At 57.7% G+C, this 21514-nt stretch carries 23 protein-coding genes, 3 tRNA genes and 1 rRNA gene; 14 read left to right on the forward strand and 13 right to left on the reverse strand.

From position 1 onward, the window contains the following. Both B5F98_RS11925 and B5F98_RS12835 read right to left on the reverse strand, forming a co-directional pair. Nucleotides 1-1442: ribosomal RNA gene (locus tag B5F98_RS11925) — 16S ribosomal RNA — on the reverse strand; the annotation flags it as partial. A gap of 98 nt (nt 1443-1540) precedes the next feature. Beyond that, nucleotides 1541-1765: a hypothetical protein gene (locus B5F98_RS12835; RefSeq protein WP_143482805.1), complete on the reverse strand. Its 225-nt coding sequence runs from the start codon at nt 1763-1765 to the stop codon at nt 1541-1543. Nucleotides 1766-1861: 96 nt separating this feature from the next. Here B5F98_RS12835 and metA point away from each other — a divergent pair, with 96 nt between their 5' ends. From metA to B5F98_RS11960, 7 genes are all read left to right on the forward strand, one after another. Then, nucleotides 1862-2788, forward strand: coding sequence for a homoserine O-succinyltransferase (gene metA / locus B5F98_RS11930; RefSeq protein WP_087230757.1), 927 nt, complete (start codon nt 1862-1864; stop codon nt 2786-2788). Continuing rightward, entirely contained in the window at nt 2778-3440 is a 663-nt protein-coding gene (locus B5F98_RS11935) for an HD domain-containing protein (RefSeq protein ID WP_087373038.1), read from the forward strand. Before metA ends, B5F98_RS11935 begins: the two co-directional genes overlap by 11 nt. A 1-nt stretch (nt 3441) precedes the next feature. Then, nucleotides 3442-5028, forward strand: a complete 1587-nt coding sequence (locus tag B5F98_RS11940; RefSeq protein WP_087373041.1) for an FAD-dependent protein — start codon at nt 3442-3444, stop codon at nt 5026-5028. Nucleotides 5029-5085: 57 nt separating this feature from the next. After that, nucleotides 5086-5655 carry an RNA polymerase sigma factor gene (locus tag B5F98_RS11945; protein ID WP_087373044.1) on the forward strand — a complete coding sequence of 190 codons (570 nt, stop codon included), beginning with the start codon at nt 5086-5088 and terminating at the stop codon, nt 5653-5655. Nucleotide 5656: 1 nt separating this feature from the next. After that, complete coding sequence (locus B5F98_RS11950; protein ID WP_087373047.1) at nt 5657-7183, forward strand: PepSY domain-containing protein; 1527 nt, start codon at nt 5657-5659, stop codon at nt 7181-7183. A 102-nt stretch (nt 7184-7285) separates the two neighbouring features. After that, on the forward strand, nt 7286-8386 hold the full coding sequence (fliB, locus tag B5F98_RS11955) for a flagellin lysine-N-methylase (RefSeq protein ID WP_087373050.1): 1101 nt from the start codon (nt 7286-7288) through the stop codon (nt 8384-8386). Between the two features lie 17 nt (nt 8387-8403). Further along, nucleotides 8404-9768, forward strand: coding sequence for an aldehyde dehydrogenase (locus tag B5F98_RS11960; RefSeq protein ID WP_087373056.1), 1365 nt, complete (start codon nt 8404-8406; stop codon nt 9766-9768). 38 nt (nt 9769-9806) lie between these two features. On the opposite strand, the gene idi is transcribed toward B5F98_RS11960, so the two are convergent. The 4 genes from idi to B5F98_RS11980 are packed head-to-tail and all read right to left on the reverse strand — an operon-like array spanning nt 9807 to nt 11771. Further along, nucleotides 9807-10316: an isopentenyl-diphosphate Delta-isomerase gene (idi, locus tag B5F98_RS11965; RefSeq protein ID WP_087373059.1), complete on the reverse strand. Its 510-nt coding sequence runs from the start codon at nt 10314-10316 to the stop codon at nt 9807-9809. Between the two features lies 1 nt (nt 10317). Next, on the reverse strand, nt 10318-10857 hold the full coding sequence (locus tag B5F98_RS11970; protein WP_206418152.1) for a UbiX family flavin prenyltransferase: 540 nt from the start codon (nt 10855-10857) through the stop codon (nt 10318-10320). A 17-nt stretch (nt 10858-10874) separates the two neighbouring features. Next, nucleotides 10875-11540, reverse strand: a complete 666-nt coding sequence (locus B5F98_RS11975) for a LysR family transcriptional regulator substrate-binding protein (protein ID WP_087373065.1) — start codon at nt 11538-11540, stop codon at nt 10875-10877. Nucleotides 11541-11546: 6 nt separating this feature from the next. Further along, complete coding sequence (locus B5F98_RS11980) at nt 11547-11771, reverse strand: LysR family transcriptional regulator (protein WP_158099856.1); 225 nt, start codon at nt 11769-11771, stop codon at nt 11547-11549. Between the two features lie 214 nt (nt 11772-11985). Between B5F98_RS11980 and B5F98_RS13380 the strand changes: the two genes are divergently transcribed. Further along, on the forward strand, nt 11986-12945 hold the full coding sequence (locus B5F98_RS13380; RefSeq protein ID WP_087373073.1) for a DUF554 family protein: 960 nt from the start codon (nt 11986-11988) through the stop codon (nt 12943-12945). Nucleotides 12946-13077: 132 nt separating this feature from the next. Here the strand turns inward: B5F98_RS13380 and B5F98_RS11990 are convergent, their stop codons facing one another. The 3 genes from B5F98_RS11990 to B5F98_RS12000 all read right to left on the reverse strand — a co-directional run bounded on the left by B5F98_RS11990 (nt 13078) and on the right by B5F98_RS12000 (nt 13972). Then, nucleotides 13078-13395 (reverse strand): DUF6465 family protein, encoded by a 318-nt coding sequence (locus tag B5F98_RS11990; RefSeq protein WP_087373077.1) that lies wholly within the window; start codon nt 13393-13395, stop codon nt 13078-13080. Nucleotides 13396-13602: 207 nt separating this feature from the next. Beyond that, nucleotides 13603-13689: transfer RNA gene (locus B5F98_RS11995), tRNA-Leu, on the reverse strand. 196 nt (nt 13690-13885) lie between these two features. Then, nucleotides 13886-13972: transfer RNA gene (locus B5F98_RS12000), tRNA-Leu, on the reverse strand. 140 nt (nt 13973-14112) lie between these two features. Here B5F98_RS12000 and B5F98_RS12005 point away from each other — a divergent pair. Continuing rightward, nucleotides 14113-14198 (forward strand) — tRNA-Leu (locus tag B5F98_RS12005). A 188-nt stretch (nt 14199-14386) separates the two neighbouring features. Here the strand turns inward: B5F98_RS12005 and B5F98_RS13390 are convergent. Together B5F98_RS13390 and B5F98_RS12015 are read right to left on the reverse strand one after the other, a co-directional pair. Continuing rightward, on the reverse strand, nt 14387-15781 hold the full coding sequence (locus B5F98_RS13390) for a tyrosine-type recombinase/integrase (protein ID WP_087373080.1): 1395 nt from the start codon (nt 15779-15781) through the stop codon (nt 14387-14389). Between the two features lie 122 nt (nt 15782-15903). After that, nucleotides 15904-16395, reverse strand: coding sequence for a helix-turn-helix transcriptional regulator (locus B5F98_RS12015; protein ID WP_087373082.1), 492 nt, complete (start codon nt 16393-16395; stop codon nt 15904-15906). Between the two features lie 510 nt (nt 16396-16905). Here B5F98_RS12015 and B5F98_RS12025 point away from each other — a divergent pair. The 4 genes from B5F98_RS12025 (at nt 16906) to B5F98_RS12045 (ending at nt 19311) form a co-directional block, all read left to right on the forward strand. Beyond that, nucleotides 16906-17151 carry a hypothetical protein gene (locus tag B5F98_RS12025; RefSeq protein ID WP_087373089.1) on the forward strand — a complete coding sequence of 82 codons (246 nt, stop codon included), beginning with the start codon at nt 16906-16908 and terminating at the stop codon, nt 17149-17151. Continuing rightward, nucleotides 17148-17411 (forward strand): hypothetical protein, encoded by a 264-nt coding sequence (locus tag B5F98_RS12030; RefSeq protein WP_087373092.1) that lies wholly within the window; start codon nt 17148-17150, stop codon nt 17409-17411. The genes B5F98_RS12025 and B5F98_RS12030 overlap by 4 nt, the downstream gene beginning before the upstream one ends. A gap of 47 nt (nt 17412-17458) precedes the next feature. After that, nucleotides 17459-17992 (forward strand): hypothetical protein, encoded by a 534-nt coding sequence (locus tag B5F98_RS12035; RefSeq protein WP_087373096.1) that lies wholly within the window; start codon nt 17459-17461, stop codon nt 17990-17992. A gap of 551 nt (nt 17993-18543) precedes the next feature. Beyond that, nucleotides 18544-19311 carry a hypothetical protein gene (locus B5F98_RS12045; protein ID WP_143482806.1) on the forward strand — a complete coding sequence of 256 codons (768 nt, stop codon included), beginning with the start codon at nt 18544-18546 and terminating at the stop codon, nt 19309-19311. Between the two features lie 1133 nt (nt 19312-20444). Here the strand turns inward: B5F98_RS12045 and B5F98_RS12050 are convergent. After that, nucleotides 20445-20714, reverse strand: coding sequence for a hypothetical protein (locus B5F98_RS12050; protein WP_087373105.1), 270 nt, complete (start codon nt 20712-20714; stop codon nt 20445-20447). Between the two features lie 285 nt (nt 20715-20999). Here B5F98_RS12050 and B5F98_RS12055 point away from each other — a divergent pair, with 285 nt between their 5' ends. After that, nucleotides 21000-21200, forward strand: a complete 201-nt coding sequence (locus B5F98_RS12055) for a hypothetical protein (protein ID WP_087373108.1) — start codon at nt 21000-21002, stop codon at nt 21198-21200. A gap of 61 nt (nt 21201-21261) precedes the next feature. On the opposite strand, the gene B5F98_RS13140 is transcribed toward B5F98_RS12055, so the two are convergent. Next, the coding region (locus B5F98_RS13140; RefSeq protein ID WP_206418154.1) for a hypothetical protein at nt 21262-21514 on the reverse strand (253 nt) is incomplete at its 5' end.

The following is a 21514-nucleotide window of genomic DNA, read 5'->3' on the forward strand; positions in this document are numbered from 1 at the left end:
CCTTGCGGTTAGGCTACGGACTTCGGGTGTTCCCGACTCTCATGGTGTGACGGGCGGTGTGTACAAGGCCCGGGAACGTATTCACCGCGGCATGCTGATCCGCGATTACTAGCGATTCCAACTTCATGCAGGCGGGTTGCAGCCTGCAATCCGAACTGGGACGGCTTTTTGAGATTTGCTCCACCTCGCGGTATTGCCTCTCTTTGTTGACCGCCATTGTAGTACGTGTGTGGCCCAGGACATAAGGGGCATGATGATTTGACGTCGTCCCCACCTTCCTCCGTTTTGTCAACGGCAGTCTCGCTAGAGTGCTCTTGCGTAGCAACTAACAATAGGGGTTGCGCTCGTTGCGGGACTTAACCCAACATCTCACGACACGAGCTGACGACAACCATGCACCACCTGTCTCTACTTTCCCCGAAGGGCACCTAATGCATCTCTGCTTCGTTAGTAGGATGTCAAGTCCTGGTAAGGTTCTTCGCGTTGCTTCGAATTAAACCACATACTCCACCGCTTGTGCGGGCCCCCGTCAATTCCTTTGAGTTTCAACCTTGCGATCGTACTCCCCAGGTGGGATACTTACTGTGTTAACTGCGGCACGGAGGGGGTCAGTCCCCCCACACCTAGTATCCATCGTTTACGGCGTGGACTACCAGGGTATCTAATCCTGTTTGCTCCCCACGCTTTCGCGCCTCAGCGTCAGTTATCGTCCAGCAATCCGCCTTCGCCACTGGTGTTCCTCCGTATATCTACGCATTTCACCGCTACACACGGAATTCCGATTGCCTCTCCGACACTCAAGAACTACAGTTTCAAATGCAGGCCACAGGTTGAGCCCGTGGTTTTCACATCTGACTTGCAGTCCCGCCTACACGCCCTTTACACCCAATAAATCCGGATAACGCTTGCCACCTACGTATTACCGCGGCTGCTGGCACGTAGTTAGCCGTGGCTTATTCGTCAGGTACCGTCATTTGTTCGTCCCTGACAAAAGAAGTTTACAACCCGAAAGCCTTCTTCCTTCACGCGGCGTTGCTGGGTCAGGCTTGCGCCCATTGCCCAATATTCCCCACTGCTGCCTCCCGTAGGAGTCTGGGCCGTGTCTCAGTCCCAATGTGGCCGGCCAACCTCTCAGTCCGGCTACTGATCGTCGCCTTGGTGGGCCGTTACCCCGCCAACCAGCTAATCAGACGCGAGGCCATCTCAGAGCGATAAATCTTTGGCAACAGAGTCATGCGATTCCGTTGCATTATGCGGTATTAGCAGCTGTTTCCAGCTGTTATTCCCCACTCCGAGGCAGGTTCCTCACGCGTTACTCACCCGTCCGCCACTTTCCTCAACTTCATTTGGACGAATCCTCAATCCATTGATTCTCGTTCGACTTGCATGTGTTAAGCACGCCGCCAGCGTTCATCCTGAGCCAGGATCAAACTCTCAATAAAATGGTATCTAAACGGTTTTCACCGCTTAAATCAATTTTATTGAAGCTAATCTCTTAACTTCAAAGATATGAATTGATGAGACCCTTCATTTCACTGTGTTACCAGTTTCCATGAAGGACTCTTGTGTCCTTCTGGTGCTTTTCGTGTTTCTCATTGTTTAATTTACAAGGTACAAACCGCTTTATCAGCGGGTTTTTATTGTACCACGCGGTTTTCAACTTGTCAACACCTTTTTCAACTTTTTTCGAAGCTGTTTGGCGTTGTTTTGTTTCGTCCGGGGCACGTTTAGATACTATACCAGCTCTTCTCTCATTTGTCAACACCTTTTTTCAACTTTTTTATCGTTTGCTTTTCCCGCCCTCCTGTGGTATCGTAGGTTTGCTATATCTACTATATAATGTAAGAGCGGAGGTATCCCTATGCCCATTCGTATTCCCGACTCCCTGCCTGCTACCAGTGTATTGGAGGGCGAGAATATCTTCGTGATGACAGAGCACCGTGCTCTCCACCAAGACATCCGACCTTTGAATCTTTTGATTCTGAATCTTATGCCCACGAAGATCGTCACCGAGACGCAACTGCTGCGCAAGCTGTCCAACACTCCCTTACAGATCAATGTACAGCTGCTCAAGACCAGCAGCCACGTCTCTCAGAATACCGACAGCCATCACCTGGACTCCTTCTATACCACCTTCGATCAAATCCGCAACAACCACTATGACGGCATGATCATCACCGGGGCCCCAGTGGAAAACCTGGACTTCGAGGAAGTGGACTATTGGGAGGAGCTGTGTCAGATCATGGAGTGGACTCGCACCCATGTGCACTCCACCTTCCACATCTGCTGGGGCGCTCAGGCCGGGCTGTACTATCACTACCACATTCAAAAGCACACCTTGCCCCACAAGCTGTTTGGCATCTATCAGCACCAGATCATCCGCAAGCAGTCCCCTCTGTTTCGGGGCTTTGACGACCGCTTCTATGCCCCCCACTCCCGATACACCGAGGTGCACCTGGAGGACCTCCAGGCCATCCCCGAGCTGGAGCTGCTGGCGGTATCCGACGAGGCAGGGGTCTTCGGCGTGAAGAGCATGGACAACCGCCGCTTCTTCATCTTCGCCCACCCGGAGTACGACGAGGACACCCTGGCCCGGGAGTACTTCCGGGATGTGGACCGCGGCCTGGACATTGCCGTCCCCGCCCACTACTTCCCCCAGGACGACCCCAACCAGGCCCCCATTGTCAACTGGCGGTCCGCCGGACAGCTGCTGTACACCAACTGGCTGAACTACTACGTCTATCAAACCACCCCCTACGACTTACGGGAGATTTCCAATGAAGATTGATTTTGAAGCGGTGCGCAACAACCCTGAAATCCGCACCTATATCACCCAGGCAGACGCCTCTCTGGTGGCCCTGGGCTACACTGAGCACTCCTTTGCCCACGTCACCAAGTGCGCCATGACCGCCGCCCAACTGTTACAGGACCTAGGCTACGATGAGCGGCACATTGAGCTGGCCAAGATCGCCGGGTTCATGCACGACATCGGCAATGTCATCAACCGAGTGGACCACGCCCAGAGCGGCGCCGTCATGGCCTTCCGCATTCTGGACAAGATGGGCATGGAGCCTGCCGACGTGGCAGTGGTCATCACCGCCATCGGCAACCACGACGAACACACCGCTTACCCGGTCAACGCCGTGGCCGCCGCCCTCATTCTGGCAGACAAGAGCGACGTGCGCCGCAGCCGGGTGCGCAACCAGGACGCCATCAACTTTGACATCCATGACCGGGTCAACTACGCCGTGGAGAACTCCGACCTGACCCTGGATTCTCAGGCCAAGACCCTGACCCTGTCCATCACCATTGACACCGAGATCTGTGCGGTGATGGACTACTTCGAGATCTTCCTCTCCCGCATGCTCCTGTGCCGCAAGGCCGCCGAGTTTTTCTCTCTGAAATTCCAGTTGGTTATCAACGGTTCTAAGGTGTTGTAATATGCTGCATGTCACCAATCTCCGTCTGTCCATCGATGCAGACCAGACAACCTTATATAAGAAATTGGCCAAGCACTTGGGGGTATCGTCGAAGGACCTGTCCCAGGTGGTACTCACCCGCCAGTCCATTGACGCGAGGAAAAAGCAGGACGTGCACTACGTCTGCTCGGTGCGGGTACAGGTGGCCAACCAGCAGGCGGTATTAAAGCGTCACCCCAAGGGGGTAACCCTGTGGGAAGAGAAGCCCTACACCCTGCCGCCCCTGGGCCGCACCTCCTCCCTCCCACCGGTGGTGGTGGGCACTGGCCCCGCCGGACTGTTCGCCGCTCTGACCCTGGCCCGGGCTGGCTTGAAACCTATCGTGCTGGAGCGTGGCGGCGACGTGGACCAGCGCACCCAGGCGGTGGAAACCTACTGGTCCACCGGGAAGCTGAACCCCCGCTCCAACGTGCAGTTTGGCGAGGGAGGCGCCGGCACCTTCTCTGACGGCAAACTCACCACTGGCATCAACGACCCCCGCATCGCCCATGTGTTCCGCACCTTTGTGGAGCACGGGGCCCCGGAGGACATCCAGTGGTCCCACAAGCCCCACATCGGCACCGACATTCTCCGCTTGGTGGTGAAATCCATGCGAGAGGAGCTGATTTCCCTGGGCGCTGAAGTGCGCTTTGGCCATCAGCTCACCGGGCTGCACATTCAGGACGGCGCCATCACCTCCGTGGAGATCACCCACGACAGTGAGGTCTACACCCTCCCCTGCGACACCCTGGTACTGGCTCCCGGCCACTCCGCCCGGGACACCTTTGCTATGCTCCTGGACAGTGGGCTGGCCATGGAGCAGAAGAACTTTGCCATCGGGGTACGCATTGAGCACAAGCAGGAGGCGGTGAGTCAGGCCCAGTTCGGTCCCAGCTGGGACAAGCTGCCCGCTGCCGACTACAAGCTGTCCTGTCACCTGCCCAATGGCCGCTCCGCCTTCACCTTCTGCGTCTGCCCCGGCGGGCAGGTGGTGGCCTCCGCCAGCCAAGACGGGCAAGTGGTCACCAACGGCATGTCCCTGCGGGCCCGGGACCAGGAGAACATCAACGGCGGTTTCCTGGTGGGCGTGGGTCCCGACGACTTCCCCGGAGACGACCCTCTGGCCGGGGTACGATTCCAAGAACAGTGGGAAGAGGCCGCCTGGGCCTACGGTGGCGGCAATCCCATGGCTCCCGCCCAGACCGTGGGGGATTTCCTGGCCGGACAGCCCTCCTCTGGGCCCCGCTCCATTCTCCCCTCCTATCGGCCCGGGGTGGTATGGGGCAGCTTGGAGGGCGTGCTGCCCGACTATGTGCTGGACACCCTGCGCCAAGCCCTTCCCCTCTTTGACCGAAAGCTCAAGGGCTTTGCCACCCCCGAGGCGGTTCTCACCGGGGTGGAGACCCGCTCCTCCTCCCCGGTACGCATCATCCGAGGCGAGGATTACCAGTCCATCTCCGTCCGAGGGGTCTACCCTTGTGGCGAGGGAGCCGGGTACGCCGGAGGCATCACCTCCGCCGCCGTGGACGGCATCAAAGTGGCGGAAGAAATTATTCAAAAAAATTTTTGAGGCACACGCAATATTCCGGTCCTCTCCTGCGTTATATAGATGAACAGAGGTGAAACCATGATATTATTCACATCGGCTCTGCCCGTTGAGCGCTCCGGGCACGACAGCCACCAGCTGGATGATCTCATCACACGGATGGCCCAGGGAGACAAAGAGGCCCTGGCCAGCCTCTACCAAGCCACCAAGGCCGCCGTATACGGTTTTGCTCTGTCGGTACTGAAAGACGTGGACCATGCAGAGGACATTACCCAGGACACCTTTATCCAACTCTATCACAGCGCCGGGTCCTACCGCTCTCAGGGGAAACCCATGGCCTGGATCATCACCATCACCCGTAACCTAGCCCTGTCCCGGCTTCGGGAGCAGTCCCACACCCTCCCCCTGGAGGAGGCGCATCTGGCCCGGCTCTCCCACAATCCCATGGTGGATCAGGACGATCTGCTCACCTTAGACTCCCTGCTCTCCCTTCTGGACGACCAGGAGCGACAAATCGTCACCCTCCACGCCCTCACGGGGCTCAAGCACCGGGAGATCGCCCAGCTGCTGTCCCTGCCCTTACCCACAGTTCTTTCCAAGTACCATCGTTCCATTAAAAAGCTTAACGCCGCATGGAAGGAGGCAGACTGAGATGACCCACGAGGAAATTCACAAGCGAATTCAACAGGCGGCCACCCACGCTGCCCCCGATCAGTTGGATGCCATCCTTTCCGCCTGCGAGGAACAGAAAGGAACTGTGATCTCTATGAAAAACAATTCTAATAAGCGCCGCTGGATCGCCCCCCTCTCCGCCGCAGCCGCCCTGGCCATTGTGGCCGGCAGCATCTTCGGCATCTCCCGTTTCCAACAGGCAAGTGCCGCCGACTCGGTGGTGACCCTGGACATCAACCCCAGCATCGCCCTGTCCGTCAACAACAAGGAGACTGTCACCACTGCCACCCCTCTCAACGATGACGCCAAGGACATCATGGGCGGCATGGAGCTGGAGGGCACCAATCTGGAGACTGCCGTCAACGCCATCATCGGCGCCTGCCTCCAGAAGGGGTATCTGGACGAGCTGGAGAACGCCATTCTGGTATCGGTGGAGAACGCTGACGCCGACACCGCCACCCAGCTCCAGAACGAGCTCACCACCACCATCTCCGGCGCCTTCCAGTCCGGGGCCATCCTCACCCAGACCGTCACTGTGGACGACGACCTGGCCCAGCTGGCCCAGCAGTACAACATCTCCGCCGGAAAGGCCAGCCTCATCCAGGAGGTCATCGCCCAGGACAGCACCCTCACCTTTGAGTCCCTGGCTCCCCTGTCCATGAGCGAGATCTCCCTCATCGCCTCCTCCCGCAACCTGACCACCACCGGGGTGTCCCAGACCGGCTCCACCAGCGATCAGGCCTACATCGGCCAGGACGCCGCCTTGCAGGCCGCCTGCGACCACGCAGGCATCGCCACCAGCGACGTGCAGGGGCTGAGCACCGAGTTTGGTTGGTCCAAGGGCGTCATGGTGTACGAGCTGGACTTTTGCAGCGGCGGCACCGAGTATGAGTACGACATCAACGCCACGGACGGCAGTGTGGTAAAGAACGAGCAGGAGCCCTGCGACCACACCTGGCACACCAGTTCCGGGAACACCAATTCTGGCAGCACCACCGCCTTTATCGGCGAGTCTGCCGCCACCACCGCCGCTCTGACCCACGCCAAGGTGGGCCAGAGTGCCGCCCAGTCCCTCACCGTGAAGCTGGACGAGGACGACGGCGTGACCTACTATGAAATTGAGTTCTGCTCTGCCGGAGTGGAATACGACTACGAGATCAACGCCACCACGGGCGACGTGGTAAAGTTCGAGCAGGACACCTGCGACCACTACGCCCACCGCTCTGGCTCCAACAACTCCACCAACCAGAGCCAGAATCAGAATCAGAACCAAAACCAAGGCAACTCCAACGGGTCCTACATTGGCTATGACGCCGCCCTCCAGGCTGCTTGTAAGCATGCCGGAGTGGACGCCTCTCAGGTCTCCCGGCTGGAAAATGAGCTGGACCACGACGACGGCGTGGCCCGCTACGAGATCTCCTTCCATGTGGGCAACATGGAGTACGAGTACGAAATCAATGCCACCACCGGACAGGTTCTGAAATACGAGTCTGAGCGAGACGATTGACGTGGCGCACACCCCTATGACCCGGCACGGAATTCTTTCTGTGCCGGGTCCTTGCTTTTCCCCGCCCGTTTGGCTATACTGTCACCCAAAGGAGGAATTACTGTGCTCCATCGTCACCCCAACTATTATCCCGGTTTCCGCTGCCTGGGCGGCGCCTGTCCCGACACCTGCTGCCGGGACTGGGACATTGTCCTGGATGAGGAGACCCTTTCCGACTATCAAACCGCCCCCGCCTCTCTGGCCCAGCGCCTCCAGGAGAGTCTCACCACCGATGAGGAGGGGGACACCTGCTTCCGTCTGGACCACCGGGGCTTTTGTACCATGATCACCCCGGACGGGCTATGCGCCATTCAAAAGGAGTGGGGGGAGTCCCATCTGTGCGACCACTGCGCCGCCTATCCTCGATTCATCGAGGAGTACGGCAACCTCACCGAGGCCTCCCTGGCTATGTCCTGCCCCGAGGTGGCCCGGCTGCTGCTGGAGAGCCCCGCGTTCCAAGTGGAAGAGGTGGACGACGGCCACCCGGACCAGCCCTTCCCCGACATCCCGCCCCAGCTGCTCGTCGGACTGGAGGTCACCCGGCAAGCGGTTCTGCGAGGAATGGAGGAGCAGCGGTACACCCTCTGGGAACGCCTGCAAGGGGTGCTGTATTTGGCTGACACGCTCCAGGACTCCATAGACAGTGAGGACTACCCGGCCATGTCCCAGGCCGCCCTTTCCCTCCGCCCCCTCTCCTCCACCGGGAACGGGAAAGAATTCGCCCAGACCCTGTGTCGGTTCTTCTCCTCCCTGGAGCCCCTGCGTCCCACCTGGCCCCAGCGTCTGAGCCAGTGCTTCCAGCTGCTAGAGGGTCTGACCGAGGCAGAGTACCAGAACCTATGCCGCCGCTTCGAGGGCCAGTTCCCCCAGTGGCAGCGCCACCTCACCAACGTGGCGGAGTATCTTCTCTTCCGCCACTGGCATAAAACCGTCAATGATGACCAACTCTATGGACGGGCGGCCTTTGTCTCGTGCAGTGCAGTTCTGCTCTACCACCTGTTTCTCACCCAGTGGGCAGAGCGAGAAGCCCTCAGCCAGGCGGAGGAAATCGCCCTCTGCTGTGCCTTCAGCCGAGAGGTGGAGCACATGGAGGAGAATCTGGACCTGGCCATGAACACTTGCGCCGCCCTGGCCCCCGACGCCATCCACTTCCCCCAGTTTTAAAAGGAGTTCAACGCCCCATGGATATTTCCACTCTGGTTTCCAACCAACACGCATACTTCCGCTCTGGCGCCACCCTGCCCGTGGCCGCCCGTCTGGACGCTCTGGACCGTCTGCGCCGCAACATTCTGGCCATGCAGCCGGACATTGAGGCGGCTCTCCAGGCGGATTTGGGTAAGCACCCCTACGAGAGCTACTTCTGTGAGATCGGCCAGGTGCTGGAGGAGCTGTCCTACCTCCGCTCCCACCTGCGCCGCTGGGCCAAGCCCCGGAGGGTGCACACCCCCATGACTCTGTTTCCCGCCAAGAGCCGCCGCTACCCCCAGCCCTACGGGGTGGTGCTGGTGATGTCCCCCTGGAACTATCCCTTTATGCTGTCTCTGACTCCGGTACTGGGGGCCATCGCCGCAGGCAACTGCGTCATCCTCAAGCCCTCCGCCTATGCCCCCGCCACCTCCCAGGTACTCGCCCAACTCATCGCCGCCACCTTTGACCCCCAGTATGTGGCAGTGGTGGAGGGAGGCCGGGCGGAGAACTCCGCCCTTCTGGATCAGCGTGTGGACTGCATCTTCTTCACAGGCGGGGTCACCGTGGGCAAAGAGGTGATGCGCCGGGCCGCCCAGAACCTCATTCCCGTGACCCTGGAGTTGGGCGGCAAAAGTCCCTGCATTGTGGACGAGACCGCCGACCTGGCTCTGGCCGCCAAGCGCATCGTGTTTGGTAAGTTCCTCAACGCCGGACAGACCTGTGTGGCCCCGGACTATGTGCTGGTTCAGGAGCGTGTAAAGGAGCAGCTGGTGGAGCAGCTGAAAAAGGCCCTCCACGACGCTCTGGGGGAGGACCCTCTGTCCAATCCGGAGTACGGCAAGATCGTCAACGACAAGCACTACCGCCGCATTCTGGGTCTGCTGGAGGGCCAGAACATCCTCTTGGGCGGACAGGCCCGGGAGGGTAAAATCGCTCCCACCCTGCTGGACCAGGTAGACCCCCAGTCCCCGGTGATGCAGGAGGAGATTTTCGGCCCCGTCCTCCCCATTCTCTCTTACACCACGCCCCAGGAGGTGGTGGACTTTGTGTCCAGTCGGGAGAAGCCCCTGGCCCTGTACCTCTTCTCCAGGAGCCGGGAGATGCAGGAGTTGGTGACCTCTCGTCTATCCTTCGGCGGCGGCTGCTTCAACGACACCATTCTGCACCTGGCCACCCCCTATATGCCCTTCGGCGGGGTGGGCCACAGCGGCATGGGCGCCTACCACGGCAAGGCCAGCTTCGACACCTTCACCCATTACAAGAGCATCCTGATGGGTGGCCAGCACGTGGACATACCTCTGCGCTACCACCCCTACACCCCCTCCAAATTCAACCTTTTGAAACGGTTCCTGAAATGACAACAAGCTGCGGCGCAAATTGCGCCGCAGCTCTTCTTTTACTCCATATCCTTAATGGCCATGGGAAAGGCGGTGATAAACCAAGGGGCAAAGCGGGCGGGGTCTTGGATGAGGAGGGAGAGAATCTCCTCCTTAGTGTACCACCGAGTCTCCATGATTTCCTCCGGATTGGGGGTCACCGGTCCGGAATAGGTCCCCACAAACACATGGTCATACTCATACTCGTACAGGTCCGGGGCGAACTGGTGGCGGTAGACGAAGCTGCCCACCTCCCGGCAGGGACAGGACACCCCCAGCTCATCCATGAGCCTGCGCTGCACCGCCACCTCCAGCGTCTCCCCATCCCGGGGATGGGAACAGCAGGAGTTGGCCCACAGCCCGCCGGAGTGGTACTTGTGGAGGGCCCGGCGCTGGAGGAGCACCCGCTCCCCGTCATACAAAAAGATGGAGAACGCCCGGTGGAGCAGCCCCCTCCGGTGGCACTCCTCCTTCCCCATGGTGCCCACTGGCACGTCCAGGGGGTCTACACAGATCAGCAGGTCTTCCATGTCATTGGCCTCCCATCTTCTCGTACGCCTCCGCCGCCTGTTGGGCCGCCTGGGTACAGTTGTCCATCATCTCTTTAATCTGAGCCTGGCTGGCGTGGTCCAGATGCAGCCCGGCACAGATGCACACCGTCTCGTTGGTGGCCAGGCACAGCTGCTTTGCCACCGTCTGGGCGGCATACACATCCTTCACCCGGCGGTTTTCTTTCAGGCACACGTCCGCCGCCCGCACAATGAGGTCCTCGTCATAGGCGTTGGCCAGTCCCGAGAGGGTCTTCATGCTGCACGGGAGAATAATCATCCCGTCGGTGCGGTAGGAGCCGCTGGAAATGGCGGCCGCCAGATTGTCCACGTCATAGGTATAGTCCGCCAGCTTCTTCAACTCTTCCAAGTCTATGGAGGTCTCCCGCTGGAAAATCACCTCTGCTCCTCGGCTGATCACCAGGTGGGTCTCCACCTGGGGCATGTGGTGGAGCACCTCCAACAGTCTGGCCCCCATCTGCACCCCTGTGGCGCCGCTGATTGCTACAATAAGCCGTTTCATGTCTGTGCCTCGTCCTTTCATAGTTCCTGGGCCAGTATGCCCTGCTGTGCAAAGAACTCATAGAGGTGCTCCGCCCCGGCAGACAGGTGGGCGTGCTTGAGCCGCACCACCCCGATGAGGGACTCCATGTCTCCCCTGAGGTCCTTGCAGCACAGATCTGGGAACAGATCGGTATTCACCAGGGCTTTGGGCAGGATGGTCACCCCCAGCCCCGAGTTTACCAGGCTGAGCAGGTACCGGTGCCGGGCGGCGGTGTAGATCACCGAGGGATGGAAGTTCTCCCGGTGGAACTGCCGGACACACAGGTTGTGCAGCACGGACTCGTCGCTCATGAGCACAAAGGGCAGATGGGAGAGCTGAGAGAGGGAGACGGATTCCTCCTTCGGAATCCCCTCCTGGGTGTTCCGGTACACCAGCACCAGCTTGTCCCGGTAGATGGGGTGGAACTCGTATACTTCCGGGTCCAGCTCGTCCATACGCACCACGGCGAAATCCAGCTTGCCGTGGTCCAGCAGGGGAATGAGCTTGCCCTGGTTGTCCTCGGTGATGTTCACCTGTACCCGCTCCATGGCCACCTGATAGGAGGTCAGCCGCTCCAGCAGGCGGTATCCCTGCTCCAGAGGCAAAATTCCCATGGAGATGGTCTTCTTGGCGCTGCTGTACTGCTCCATGTCCTGGAGCATGGCCTTTTAGGTATTGTTGAGCTTTCTGGCATATTCCAGAAATGCAGTGCCGCCTGGGGTGAGGGCAATTTTGTTGTTGGTGCGGTCGAACAGCTGGACGTTGAGCTCGGATTCCAGGGACTTGATCTGTTTGGAGAGGGAGGACTGGGAGATAAACGTCTCGCTGGCCGCCGCAGAAAACCCGCCCCAATTCACGATGTCCAGAAAGTGTTGAATCTGTGCCATGGTCATGTCCATTCCCCCTTGTTTTCACTCTTATCTTATGGATTTTACTACGTCCGACACCAATCATGCAACTCCCCACACCAAAAATTCTCCATCGTTTTTGGGAATAGGCGCACCACCTTTGTGAATTGCCCCCCAAAGTTTGCGGGGTGTATACTTTACGATAAGGTATGCTCTGCCAGACAGAGCCCCACAATGTCTAGAAAAGAGTGTGATTCACATGGCAAACATCAACGATTTGCGTTCTGCGCTGGAGCTGCTCCAAACCATAGACGGGCAGTATGTGGAGACCGACGTGGAAGTGGACCCCAACGCTGAGCTCTCCGGCGTGTACCGCTATGTCGGCGCCGGCGGCACCGTCTCCCGCCCCACACGGGAAGGCCCCGCCATGGTGTTCAACAACGTGAAAGGTCATCCCGACGCCCGAGTGGCCATCGGCGTGCTGGCCAGCCGCAAGCGGGTGGGCTATCTGCTGGGAGAGAAGCCAGAAAACCTGGGCAAGCTGCTCAACCGGGCCGTGTCCAACCCCATCCCCCCTGTGGTGGTGGATGCATCCAAGGCCCAGTGCCAAGAGGTGGTGCACTATGCCACCGAAGAGGGCTTTGACATCCGTAAGCTCATCCCCGCCCCCACCAACACCGAGGAGGACGCCGGCCCCTACATCACCATGGGCCTGTGCTATGCCTCTGACCCGGAGACAAAAGAGTCTGACATCACCATCCACCGCCTGTGCCTGCAGAGTAAGGACGAGATTTCCATGTACTTCGTCCCCGGCGCCCGCCACCTGGGGGTGTTTCGGGAGAAGGCAGAGGCCATGGGCAAGCCCCTGCCCATCTCCATCAGCGTGGGTGTGGACCCTGCCATTGAGATTGCCGCCTGCTTCGAGCCCCCCACGACTCCCCTGGGCTACAACGAGCTGGGCGCGGTGGTGTCCCTGGTGGCAGTGCCCCAGTGCATCATCTTCCTGATTCTCTTTTTCGCCTCTACCGTCATCTTCCCCCTGACCAGCGACGTGATGATTGCCGACTTCAAAGCCTGCGGCGGCTTCATCATGCTGGCCACTGGCTTCCGTATGATCAAGGTGAAGATGTTCCCCATCGCCGATATGGTGCCCGCCATGATCTTGGTCATGCCCATATCCGCCCTCTGGGTCAACTACATCATGCCCCTGGTCTCTTAAGCCAGGATCGCAACGGGCCGCGGAACACCATGTCCTGCGGCCCGTTCCCTTTTGATAGAAAAACAGCGAGGTCGAGAAACCCCTTTGGGATTTCCTGACCTCGCTGTTTTTGACGCTTGTGTCGCCTCAATCTCAGAGCTCCACGCTGCCGGTCTCGGTGTCGTTGACCACATAGTAAGCCAGACCCTCTTCGGGCTTGACATACACGCAGAACTTCTTCATGGAGGTAGCCTTGTTGCCCTGGGCCAGGTAATCTTCCTTGGCCTTCTTCACAACCTCAGCCATGTCCCACTCCTTGCCAGCAAACTGCACGTAAGCCAGCTCCACCTTCTTGGGGGCGGCGGCACGGGTGGTCTTCTTCACAGGCTGCTCCACAACCTTCTTCTCCAAAGAGGCTTCAACCTTGGGCTCGGTCACGGTCTTCTTCTGAGCCGCTGTCACTCTCGCCATCTTAATTTCCTCCTTTCACTTCATCTATCCAAGTGAATGTAACAGACTTGCTTTTGCAAATCTTGGTCTATTCTACTCCCTTTTCCCATGGTTTGCAAGGCATACGCACCATTTCTTCCCTTTTGAACAGGAGTACGCAGACATATATTCCATGATTAGGAAGTATTCCACAAAAGAAAAAGGACACACGTCCAACGTGTGTCCTTTTGGTGCGCGAGGCGGGAGTCGAACCCGCACGCCCTTGCGAGCACTGGCACCTGAAGCCAGCGAGTCTACCAATTCCACCACTCGCGCAAGTGGCTTGGTTGCCTCAGCAACGGAAGTAATAATACCACGGAAGCGGGCAGCTGTCAACATCTTTTTTCAATTTCTTTTCATTTTCTTCATCAGACCTTTGGCCCAACGGCTGGCCCCTGGCCATGCATCTGCTCCCATATATTTTCTTGCAAGGAAAACAAAAAAAGAAGGACACGATCAAGTCGTGTCCTTCTGGTGCGCGAGGCGGGAGTCGAACCCGCACGCCCTTGCGAGCACTGGCACCTGAAGCCAGCGAGTCTACCAATTCCACCACTCGCGCAAGCGGTGTGTCGCTCGTAGCGACAAGATATATATTACCATGGGTCTCCTTGTTTGTCAACAGATATTTTCAAAAAAACGACGATTTTTTTAGGTTGACAAAAAGGGTTGTCTGCGCTATAATGAACAAGCTTGAGTTATGCGGATGTGCTGGAACTGGTAGACTGGCTAGCTTGAGGTGCTAGTGGCCCACGGCCGTACGGGTTCGAGTCCCGTCATCCGCACCAGCTGAAAAATCCCGGAATGCGTTGCGCTGCAACGGTTCCGGGATTTCGTTTTTTCGCCAAACCCTCTGTTTGGTCGTTGTTTGGTCGTTACGCCCTCAAAAACGGCCCAATGTGTCCAACTTGGACACAAGAAAGAGCGGGGCAGCGGTCGTTATTTGACCAGCTGCACCCGCTCCCAGGTGGTGATATTATGCGCTGCCTCTGGCCTTGCGCTGCCCGCCAAAGTCCAGGGCGGCGGCTACGGCCTCCCCTGCCTTGGCCTGGGCCTCTGCGAAGGTGTGGGCGTAGATGTTGAGGGTGGTAGTTACCTGGGAGTGTCCCAGGGATGCGGAGACGGTGCGCACGTCTGCGCCGCTGCTGATCAGCAAAGAGGCGTTGAGGTGTCGGAACTGGTGAACGCCTAGGAAGCGTTGCCCGGTGTCCTGGCAAAAGCCTTGCAACCAGTGGTATGGGGTGTTGGGGTGCATCGGCTCCCCAAAGGCGTTGACAAAGAGCCGCTGGGTGTCGTGCCACTGATCGCCCAGCATAAGCCGTTCTTGGGCCTGTGCGGCCCGGTGCTTGCGCAGCACATCAAAGACCACGGCGGGCAGCTTTAGGGTGCGCTGGCTCTGCACGGTCTTGGTGGTGTCGGTGAATGTCCCCCGCTCCTTCAGGTACTGGCTGGTGCGCCGGATGCGTACCATGCAGTTTTCAAAATCCAGGTCTGGCCACTCCAGGCCCAGCAGCTCCCCACGGCGAAAGCCCCCGTAGATAGCCAGGACGAAGAAAGCCCGGTATTTGGTGGGGGCGTTGTCCAGGCTCTCCAGGAAGGTCTGGGCCTCCTCCAGGGTGTAACACTCTTTCTCTGTGCGCTCTGTGGGCGGCAGGGTCACATTCTGGGCGGGGTTATGCTGTATCATCCCCATGCGCACGGCGTACCCCAGGACGGAGGAAACAAAGCCGTGATAGTTGCGTATGGTCTTGGGGGACAGGGTTACTTTTGCCGCTGCTGTCTCAAAGAGGGCGGCATAGTCCATGCCCAGAGCCTGGGCCAGCTTCTTGGCAGAGGGCATGGAGACCGATTCACCCCGGCAAGCACTGGAGACCGTGGAGCGGCTGAGGCCAGCTCGGGTGGCTAAATCCTTCTGTAAGATCTCCCGCTCCCCCAGAAGGGCAACCAGATCAACCTTGGAACGGGCGTGGCTCTCCCGCTGGCTGATACCCGGCTTGCCCAGATCGTTGATGAAGGATTGAATATGGCGGGGGGTCAGCTTGTCCAGCCGGATATGACCCAGGGCGGCATAGGTGCGCTCCTCCATCTGATGGAGGCGGGCCACGCTGCGGGGCCGTAGGTTTGGCTCTGCGTACTCCTCAAACCACCCCTTGCAAAAGGTCTCGAATTTGACCGCACCGCCCCAGCCCTGCCCGGAGCATTGCTCCTGGAATAATACCGCTTGGCGTTGCAGCTCCTTTTCAATCTGTTTGGGGGTCATGCCCGGAGCGGGTTTCCAGGTGGTGGAGCGGGTGACTTGTTTCCCCTTGGCATCATAGCCGCAATAGGCCCGGATGCGGTAAGTGTCTCCTCGTTTTGTGATGGTGGGCATGGTTTTACTCCTTCCCTTTCCCGGCCCTGTGTGGTACAATAGAAGGGCAAACAGGGCCTATATTAGCGTGTATGGCTGTTGTTGCGTCAACCGTCCCGGTGTTGGTAGCACCGGGGCGGTTTTTAATTTTCTCTGTTTTTGGGGTCTTGATATATATTATGAACGGCTTCAAAAGCAAGCCGCTTGCCCCGGAAATTGAGATGGTCAAAATATGAATAGTATGATTTTTTGAGACAATCATTTAGAAATTCGCTGTTTTCGAATTCTGTTTCTGATTTTTTTAAGAGTTCAACACCTTCAATGATCTGTGCTCTATCTTCTTCAGAGAGGCTGACGTCTACCCCGTTTACCTTATCGTCTAAAAATTGCATTAGCTTGAAGAGAGCGGGAAGTGATTTATTGAGTGAAGGGCTTATATAGCTTATATCGCCTAAACTGAAAAAATCTGTTCCAAGTGCGTTGGCAAAGCGAACAATAGTTTCTGGTTTAGGGTTTCGCTGGCCAGTTTCATACTGACCAACCATAGAAGCGGATATGCCCATCTTGTCCCCAAGTTCTTTTTGAGTTAAGCCAGCAGAAAGACGTGCTTTTTTTAGAAGTTTGCCAAAGTCCATAGTATCACCACCTTCCTTAGCTTAATTTTACAATAGCATATGCAATTCAAAAAAACAAGCAAAAGTTAAAGTTTCTCTTGACATAAGCAAATGCTTGTTTTATTATTGACACAAGCAAATGCTAATATTCGTGAAAGTAGGTGACAATATGCGTGTTGACCGTGTGAAGTTCGCCACTGAGTTGGCAAGAGCAGACATGAACATTAAGCAGCTTGCGGAGCGGGCGGGGTTGTCCAGAGTGACAATTACATCCGTTAAGGGTGGCAAGTCCTGTTCCAAAACAACGGCGGAAAAATTGGCTGCTGGCTTAGGGGTTCAAGTACAAGACATCGTGCAAGAGGCTGGAAAATAGAAATGTGTCCAACTTGGACACATCACAGAGGAGGTAAAAACAGTGGTCAAAGAGTTGGAAGAAGAGGCGAAAACGCTTCTCAGTCAGGCCGATGTGAGACAACTGAAGCTTATTATCTGTATCATGAAAGCCATATTTGCCAAATAGGAGGGAATACCATGGCAGCATTACCAAGGATGCGAAACGCCGAAGGCGTGATTGCAGAGCTGAAAGCCCAAGACCCGGGGACGAAGATCACGTTGAACTTCATCCGGGGCCTGATACGCAGCGGGGAAATTCCTGTTGTCCAGGCCGGGGCGCAGAAGCTGGTGAACCTGGATTTGGTCTTTGACTACCTGGCAAACCAGGGAACGGCCCAGCCCATCCGCTACAAGCCCCTGCCCGGGGAGAGGCCCAGGGCATGAGGGCGGCTTGTGAGTGTACCGCCCTGGCTCTGCTGCTGGGGCTGGCGGTGTGTGCGGATGGGATAACGGCCCTGCCTGGTGGCTGGTGGGTCTTGTATGGGGGGATTGCCCTGGCTTACATCGTGGGGCAGCTGCCCACCCTATGCCTTTCCATCCTGGAGCGGGCGCAGCCTTTCCAACCCGCTCCAAAGAGCAAAAAGAAAACCGCCCCGGTGCTGCAACACCAGAGCGGCAGAGCGAAAACCCACCATAGCAAATGAAGGAGATTTCACGCCCCTATTTTACCGGGGCAGAAGGAGAATGTCAAATGGAAAAACTGAATATCAAGAGCGGCAAGCAGATTGCAGATCGTATTCGGGAGGCATTGGCCGGGATTGTTCCGGCTGACATTATGCGCTTCTACGGAGCGGAGAACTACGACACCGGGGAAGTCATGTTCTGTATGTCCATCTGGGACATGGAGGAGAAGTATACCATGAATGACTTGAAGATCACCAGCGGGCGGCGGCTGGCTGCCAAGGTGAGGAAGGCCCTGGAGGGCATGGTACCCGGTGATTTCATTGAGTTTGTGGACGAGTTTGCCTATGGGGATATACATTTCTCCATGCGGTTCCTGGTTCCTTCCATGGAGCTGCTGAGAGGGGAGGAACGCCCCCAGGGCGGTGTCCCGGCCTCAGAGGTTCCCGGTGTGGTGGTCAAGGAGGGCAAGCCGTACAAGGAGGCGGGCGGCTGTATGCTCCCTGTGGGCGGTGTGCTGCGCTGCAACGGCGGGGCGTGCATCCCCGTTCTTGATGTCAAGCAGATGGACGAGAGGCCCAGCAAGGCCCAGGCAGCGGGCTAACGACAACACGGAATAGAGCGCAGGGTGGGGGCGTGGCCCCTGGCCCTGCGCTCTGTCACAAGGAGGGTCATATATGCCGAGAACTAAAGAAGCGCAGCTGCGCTATAACATAAATCTTTCCTACAAGACCCTTGTTGGGCTGCTGGAGACCAACTTTCCAGATGGGGCCTGTGTGATTACTCTGGACTACTGGAGGGACTATCCGGCCCCTAGGAAGCTGCGGGCAGAAGATCAATTCGTGGCATGGATAAGGTCAGCCAGGAGAAGGCTGGGAGCGGCATTCCCTCACATTTGTGCTATGGGCTGGAATGAGAAAGGGGATAGGTACCCCATACACCGGGTCGTTACTGCCCTGCCTTTGGCTTCTGGGGCCTTTGTTGCGGGTTATTGGGGGCATGGAGACCCAAAGGTAGAGACCGTGCCCAGGGAGGGCCTGGAGGCCCTGGCAAGGCTGATGATGCGGGAGGCTCTGGAAAAAGGCCGTGTGAGGGAGTTTCGCAGGAGAACGTGGAGATCATACGGACTTGTAAGGCCGGAAAAGGTAGGGAAGAATGGCAAAACGGAAAAAGACCATCATAGCGGGGAGCATTGTCAAGACGATTCTATACACGGCCCCGGAACCCAGGGACGGGGAGCGGGCCAGGGCTGAGAAGTCCCGCATGACCAGTGCAGCACAGAAGGCCATGAACGACAAGACCGCACGGGGGCGGCTGGAAATGCTGCTTGCGGCGAACTTTGAAGGGCAAGACCTCTTTGTGACCCTGACATACCGGGATGCTGATCTCCCGGCCAAACGGGCCGAGGCTGTCAAGAACGTGCGCAAGTTCTTGAAGCAGCTGCGGGCGCACCGGAGGGCCAGAGGCCAGGAGTTGAAGTATGTGTATACCACCGAGGACAAGCACGGAGAGGGGCGCTTACACCACCACATAGTCATTAATGCCACGGAGCGGGACATAGAGACCATCCGCAGCCTGTGGCCCTATGGGGACATGGTGGAAATAGAGTATGTCGGGGCAAGAGATTATGAGGATCTGGCCCGATACATGACCAAGGAGAGCGTGGAGGGCCGTCCTGTGGGGGCGCAGATGTGGACACGCAGCCGCAACCTGGAGCAGCCCATAGTGGAAACGTGCTTTGTGTCGGATGATACGGCCCTGGCTGCTCCCTCAGATTGTACCGTGCTGGAGCGGGAGGAACGAGTGACCGGGTACGGCAGTTACAGTTACATAAAATACCGGGTGCCGCCCTGGAGGCGGCAGCAAATCCGCCACCAGAGGGCGGGCATAGAGGACAAGCCTGGGCCTCTATATCTGACTTGAAGCAGTATATAACTTTAGAACAGGGCGCATAGAAACAGCTGCAACGCCCTTGCGTGGCCCTTTGTTTCCGGGTAAGCTGTTGACGGGGGCAAAGATTCACACGCATGGGCGGGCGTGAGAGAATACAACCGGGGGTTTGAGCTATGAACAGAATTTCCAACGAACTGAAATGCAAAGTCACCACGGGGGTGGCGTGGGTCATGTGTCCGGTGTGCGGACACGGCAAGCTGCTGAAGCTGACCGGACAGACCAGGGCGGCGGGCATGGTCTCCCACGGGTGCAACTGGCAGCGGGAGCCACGGAAAACCAGGCAGAAAACGCATGAAAACGGCCCACAAAATCCGGGGCATTGCACACGGTGGGCGGGGTAGGCTTGGGCGTGCGCATAGCGTGTGCGCCCTTGCAGGCGTGCGCACGGCAAGTCTACGACTTGCAGCACACACCCCCCGGGTCGAAAAAGTTCGCTGCCATTGGGCCAAAGACCGCAGGCATCCCGCCGTGTGAGATTTTTTCCCCACGGCGAAAAATAACGGCCCGGAGCGGGTGTAAAAGCAGCGAAAACCCAGGGGAAAACACGTCAAAACCCGCTGAAAACAGCTCTGTTTTGGAGCCTAAAACGGCCTGGAGGCTACGCACACAGCACATACACACGCAGGAGCGGGCGCAGGGCCTACGGCCCCACAGCCCCCCTATTGCGGCTTCTGTGGGGGCCTCTCTGGGGACCGATGGGGGGAGATAAATTACAGCGGGCGTAATGCGGGAGGGGGGTGTGGTACCCAGGAGACCCCCCGGGTGGTATGCGGGGATGCGCCCCAGCATGGGGACCGAGAGGGGCTCTTGCGAAATCACCTGCCACGCACGCACACGAGGGGGGCAGAAACCGGGAGAAGCCGGGTGGATTCACGGAAACCAGAGAAAACCCAGAAAACCAACCGGGTTTTCACGAAAGCAAAAAAGGCACACCACCCCCCGGGTGGGGGATGATGTGCGGAGGGGGTGATAGAAACCTAGAGAAACCATTCGGTTTGCCGAAACGGTAACTTGCATTTGTCCAAATGGGCAAATGCACTTGCGAAAATAACCAGGTGGGAGCGGGCTACCATGACCCGCTCCCAGGGGGCTGTATTTCCCGCTCAGGCCACGCAGAAGCGGCGGGCGGTGGTGGTCTTGGTGAAGCGTTCCACCAGCTCAGGGGCGGCGGCTCTGAGGGCCTTGCTGTCCAGCCTGGAGGAGGTGACGGGCTTCCAGGTGATCTTATACTCTCCCGCTCGCAGCTCCTCAGCTTGCCCCATGTGGGCCTTAATCTGGTCTTTGATGGCCTCAGCCTCTGCTTGGGCCTCCTCGATGAGGCTCTGGAGCTGTCGCAGCTCCCGGACTTTCTTTTCCAGTTCGTTGGCACTCATGGTGCGCACCTCCTGTTGTTGTGTGGGGGGAGCGGGGCGTGAGTCCTTTCACGGCCCTTGCCTGTTACCGGGGAATGCGTTTCCCGCTCCTGATCTCTGGGGGTGTTCCCCCTTTCCATGGTCTTATTATACTATGCTTGCGCAAATATATCAATTGGCAGGATATACATACTTGCGCAAATATAATTGTGCAAATAGTATATTTACGCAAGTTGACAAGCGTGGTATAATAAAGCCAGAATGGAGGATGTGCCTCTATTTCAATTCGCCCCAGGAGGTATTTGTATGGCGGTATCAAAGGCCCAGCAGAAGGCAACCAACAAGTACATTGCCAGCAACTACGACCGTATCAACCTGACAGTCCCCAAGGGCCGCAAAGCAGCCATACAGGCCCATGCAGCGGAACACGGGGAGAGCGTGAACGCATTTATAGCCCGTGCCATTGAGGAGACCATGGAGCGGGACAAGGAAAAAGCCGGGGCGTGAGGCCCCGGCTTTTTGCTGCCCTCCTGGTCGTTGGCTGGTCGTTGTTTGGTCGTTGTTTTGGTCAGAGGCCATTCCAAGAGGACGCAGAAAAGCGGAGAGAAACCCCGGAAAAACCAGCAATAACAGGGGGTATATTGCACAAAGAAAGGGGGAAAAAGACAATCTCCCATTTTCGAGTCCCGTCATCCGCACCAGAAGGATGTGTCGCAAAACGTAAGTTTTGTGGCACATCCTTTTTTACTCTCAACAGCAAAAACGAATCCAGTATGTGGAACTTCCGCAGCGTTTTGGGCATGCAAAAGCCAGCCCACACC

The organism is Pseudoflavonifractor sp. An44 (assembly GCF_002161675.1).
Taxonomy (GTDB): domain Bacteria; phylum Bacillota; class Clostridia; order Oscillospirales; family Oscillospiraceae; genus Enterenecus; species Enterenecus faecium.

Bases quoted from the DNA above. Each gene is read 5' to 3' on its own strand.
- metA (WP_087230757.1), top strand. From the start codon at position 1,862: ATGCCCATTCGTATTCCCGACTCCCTGCCTGCTACCAGTGTATTGGAG.
- B5F98_RS11935 (WP_087373038.1), top strand. From the start codon at position 2,778: ATGAAGATTGATTTTGAAGCGGTGCGCAACAACCCTGAAATCCGCACC.
- B5F98_RS11940 (WP_087373041.1), top strand. From the start codon at position 3,442: ATGCTGCATGTCACCAATCTCCGTCTGTCCATCGATGCAGACCAGACA.
- B5F98_RS11945 (WP_087373044.1), top strand. From the start codon at position 5,086: ATGATATTATTCACATCGGCTCTGCCCGTTGAGCGCTCCGGGCACGAC.
- B5F98_RS11950 (WP_087373047.1), top strand. From the start codon at position 5,657: ATGACCCACGAGGAAATTCACAAGCGAATTCAACAGGCGGCCACCCAC.
- B5F98_RS11960 (WP_087373056.1), top strand. From the start codon at position 8,404: ATGGATATTTCCACTCTGGTTTCCAACCAACACGCATACTTCCGCTCT.
- idi (WP_087373059.1), bottom strand. From the start codon at position 10,316: ATGGAAGACCTGCTGATCTGTGTAGACCCCCTGGACGTGCCAGTGGGC.
- B5F98_RS11970 (WP_206418152.1), bottom strand. From the start codon at position 10,857: ATGAAACGGCTTATTGTAGCAATCAGCGGCGCCACAGGGGTGCAGATG.
- B5F98_RS11975 (WP_087373065.1), bottom strand. From the start codon at position 11,540: ATGCTCCAGGACATGGAGCAGTACAGCAGCGCCAAGAAGACCATCTCC.
- B5F98_RS11980 (WP_158099856.1), bottom strand. From the start codon at position 11,771: ATGACCATGGCACAGATTCAACACTTTCTGGACATCGTGAATTGGGGC.
- B5F98_RS13380 (WP_087373073.1), top strand. From the start codon at position 11,986: ATGGCAAACATCAACGATTTGCGTTCTGCGCTGGAGCTGCTCCAAACC.
- B5F98_RS11990 (WP_087373077.1), bottom strand. From the start codon at position 13,395: ATGGCGAGAGTGACAGCGGCTCAGAAGAAGACCGTGACCGAGCCCAAG.
- B5F98_RS13390 (WP_087373080.1), bottom strand. From the start codon at position 15,781: ATGCCCACCATCACAAAACGAGGAGACACTTACCGCATCCGGGCCTAT.
- B5F98_RS12015 (WP_087373082.1), bottom strand. From the start codon at position 16,395: ATGGACTTTGGCAAACTTCTAAAAAAAGCACGTCTTTCTGCTGGCTTA.
- B5F98_RS12025 (WP_087373089.1), top strand. From the start codon at position 16,906: ATGGCAGCATTACCAAGGATGCGAAACGCCGAAGGCGTGATTGCAGAG.
- B5F98_RS12030 (WP_087373092.1), top strand. From the start codon at position 17,148: ATGAGGGCGGCTTGTGAGTGTACCGCCCTGGCTCTGCTGCTGGGGCTG.
- B5F98_RS12035 (WP_087373096.1), top strand. From the start codon at position 17,459: ATGGAAAAACTGAATATCAAGAGCGGCAAGCAGATTGCAGATCGTATT.
- B5F98_RS12045 (WP_143482806.1), top strand. From the start codon at position 18,544: ATGGCAAAACGGAAAAAGACCATCATAGCGGGGAGCATTGTCAAGACG.
- B5F98_RS12050 (WP_087373105.1), bottom strand. From the start codon at position 20,714: ATGAGTGCCAACGAACTGGAAAAGAAAGTCCGGGAGCTGCGACAGCTC.
- B5F98_RS12055 (WP_087373108.1), top strand. From the start codon at position 21,000: ATGGCGGTATCAAAGGCCCAGCAGAAGGCAACCAACAAGTACATTGCC.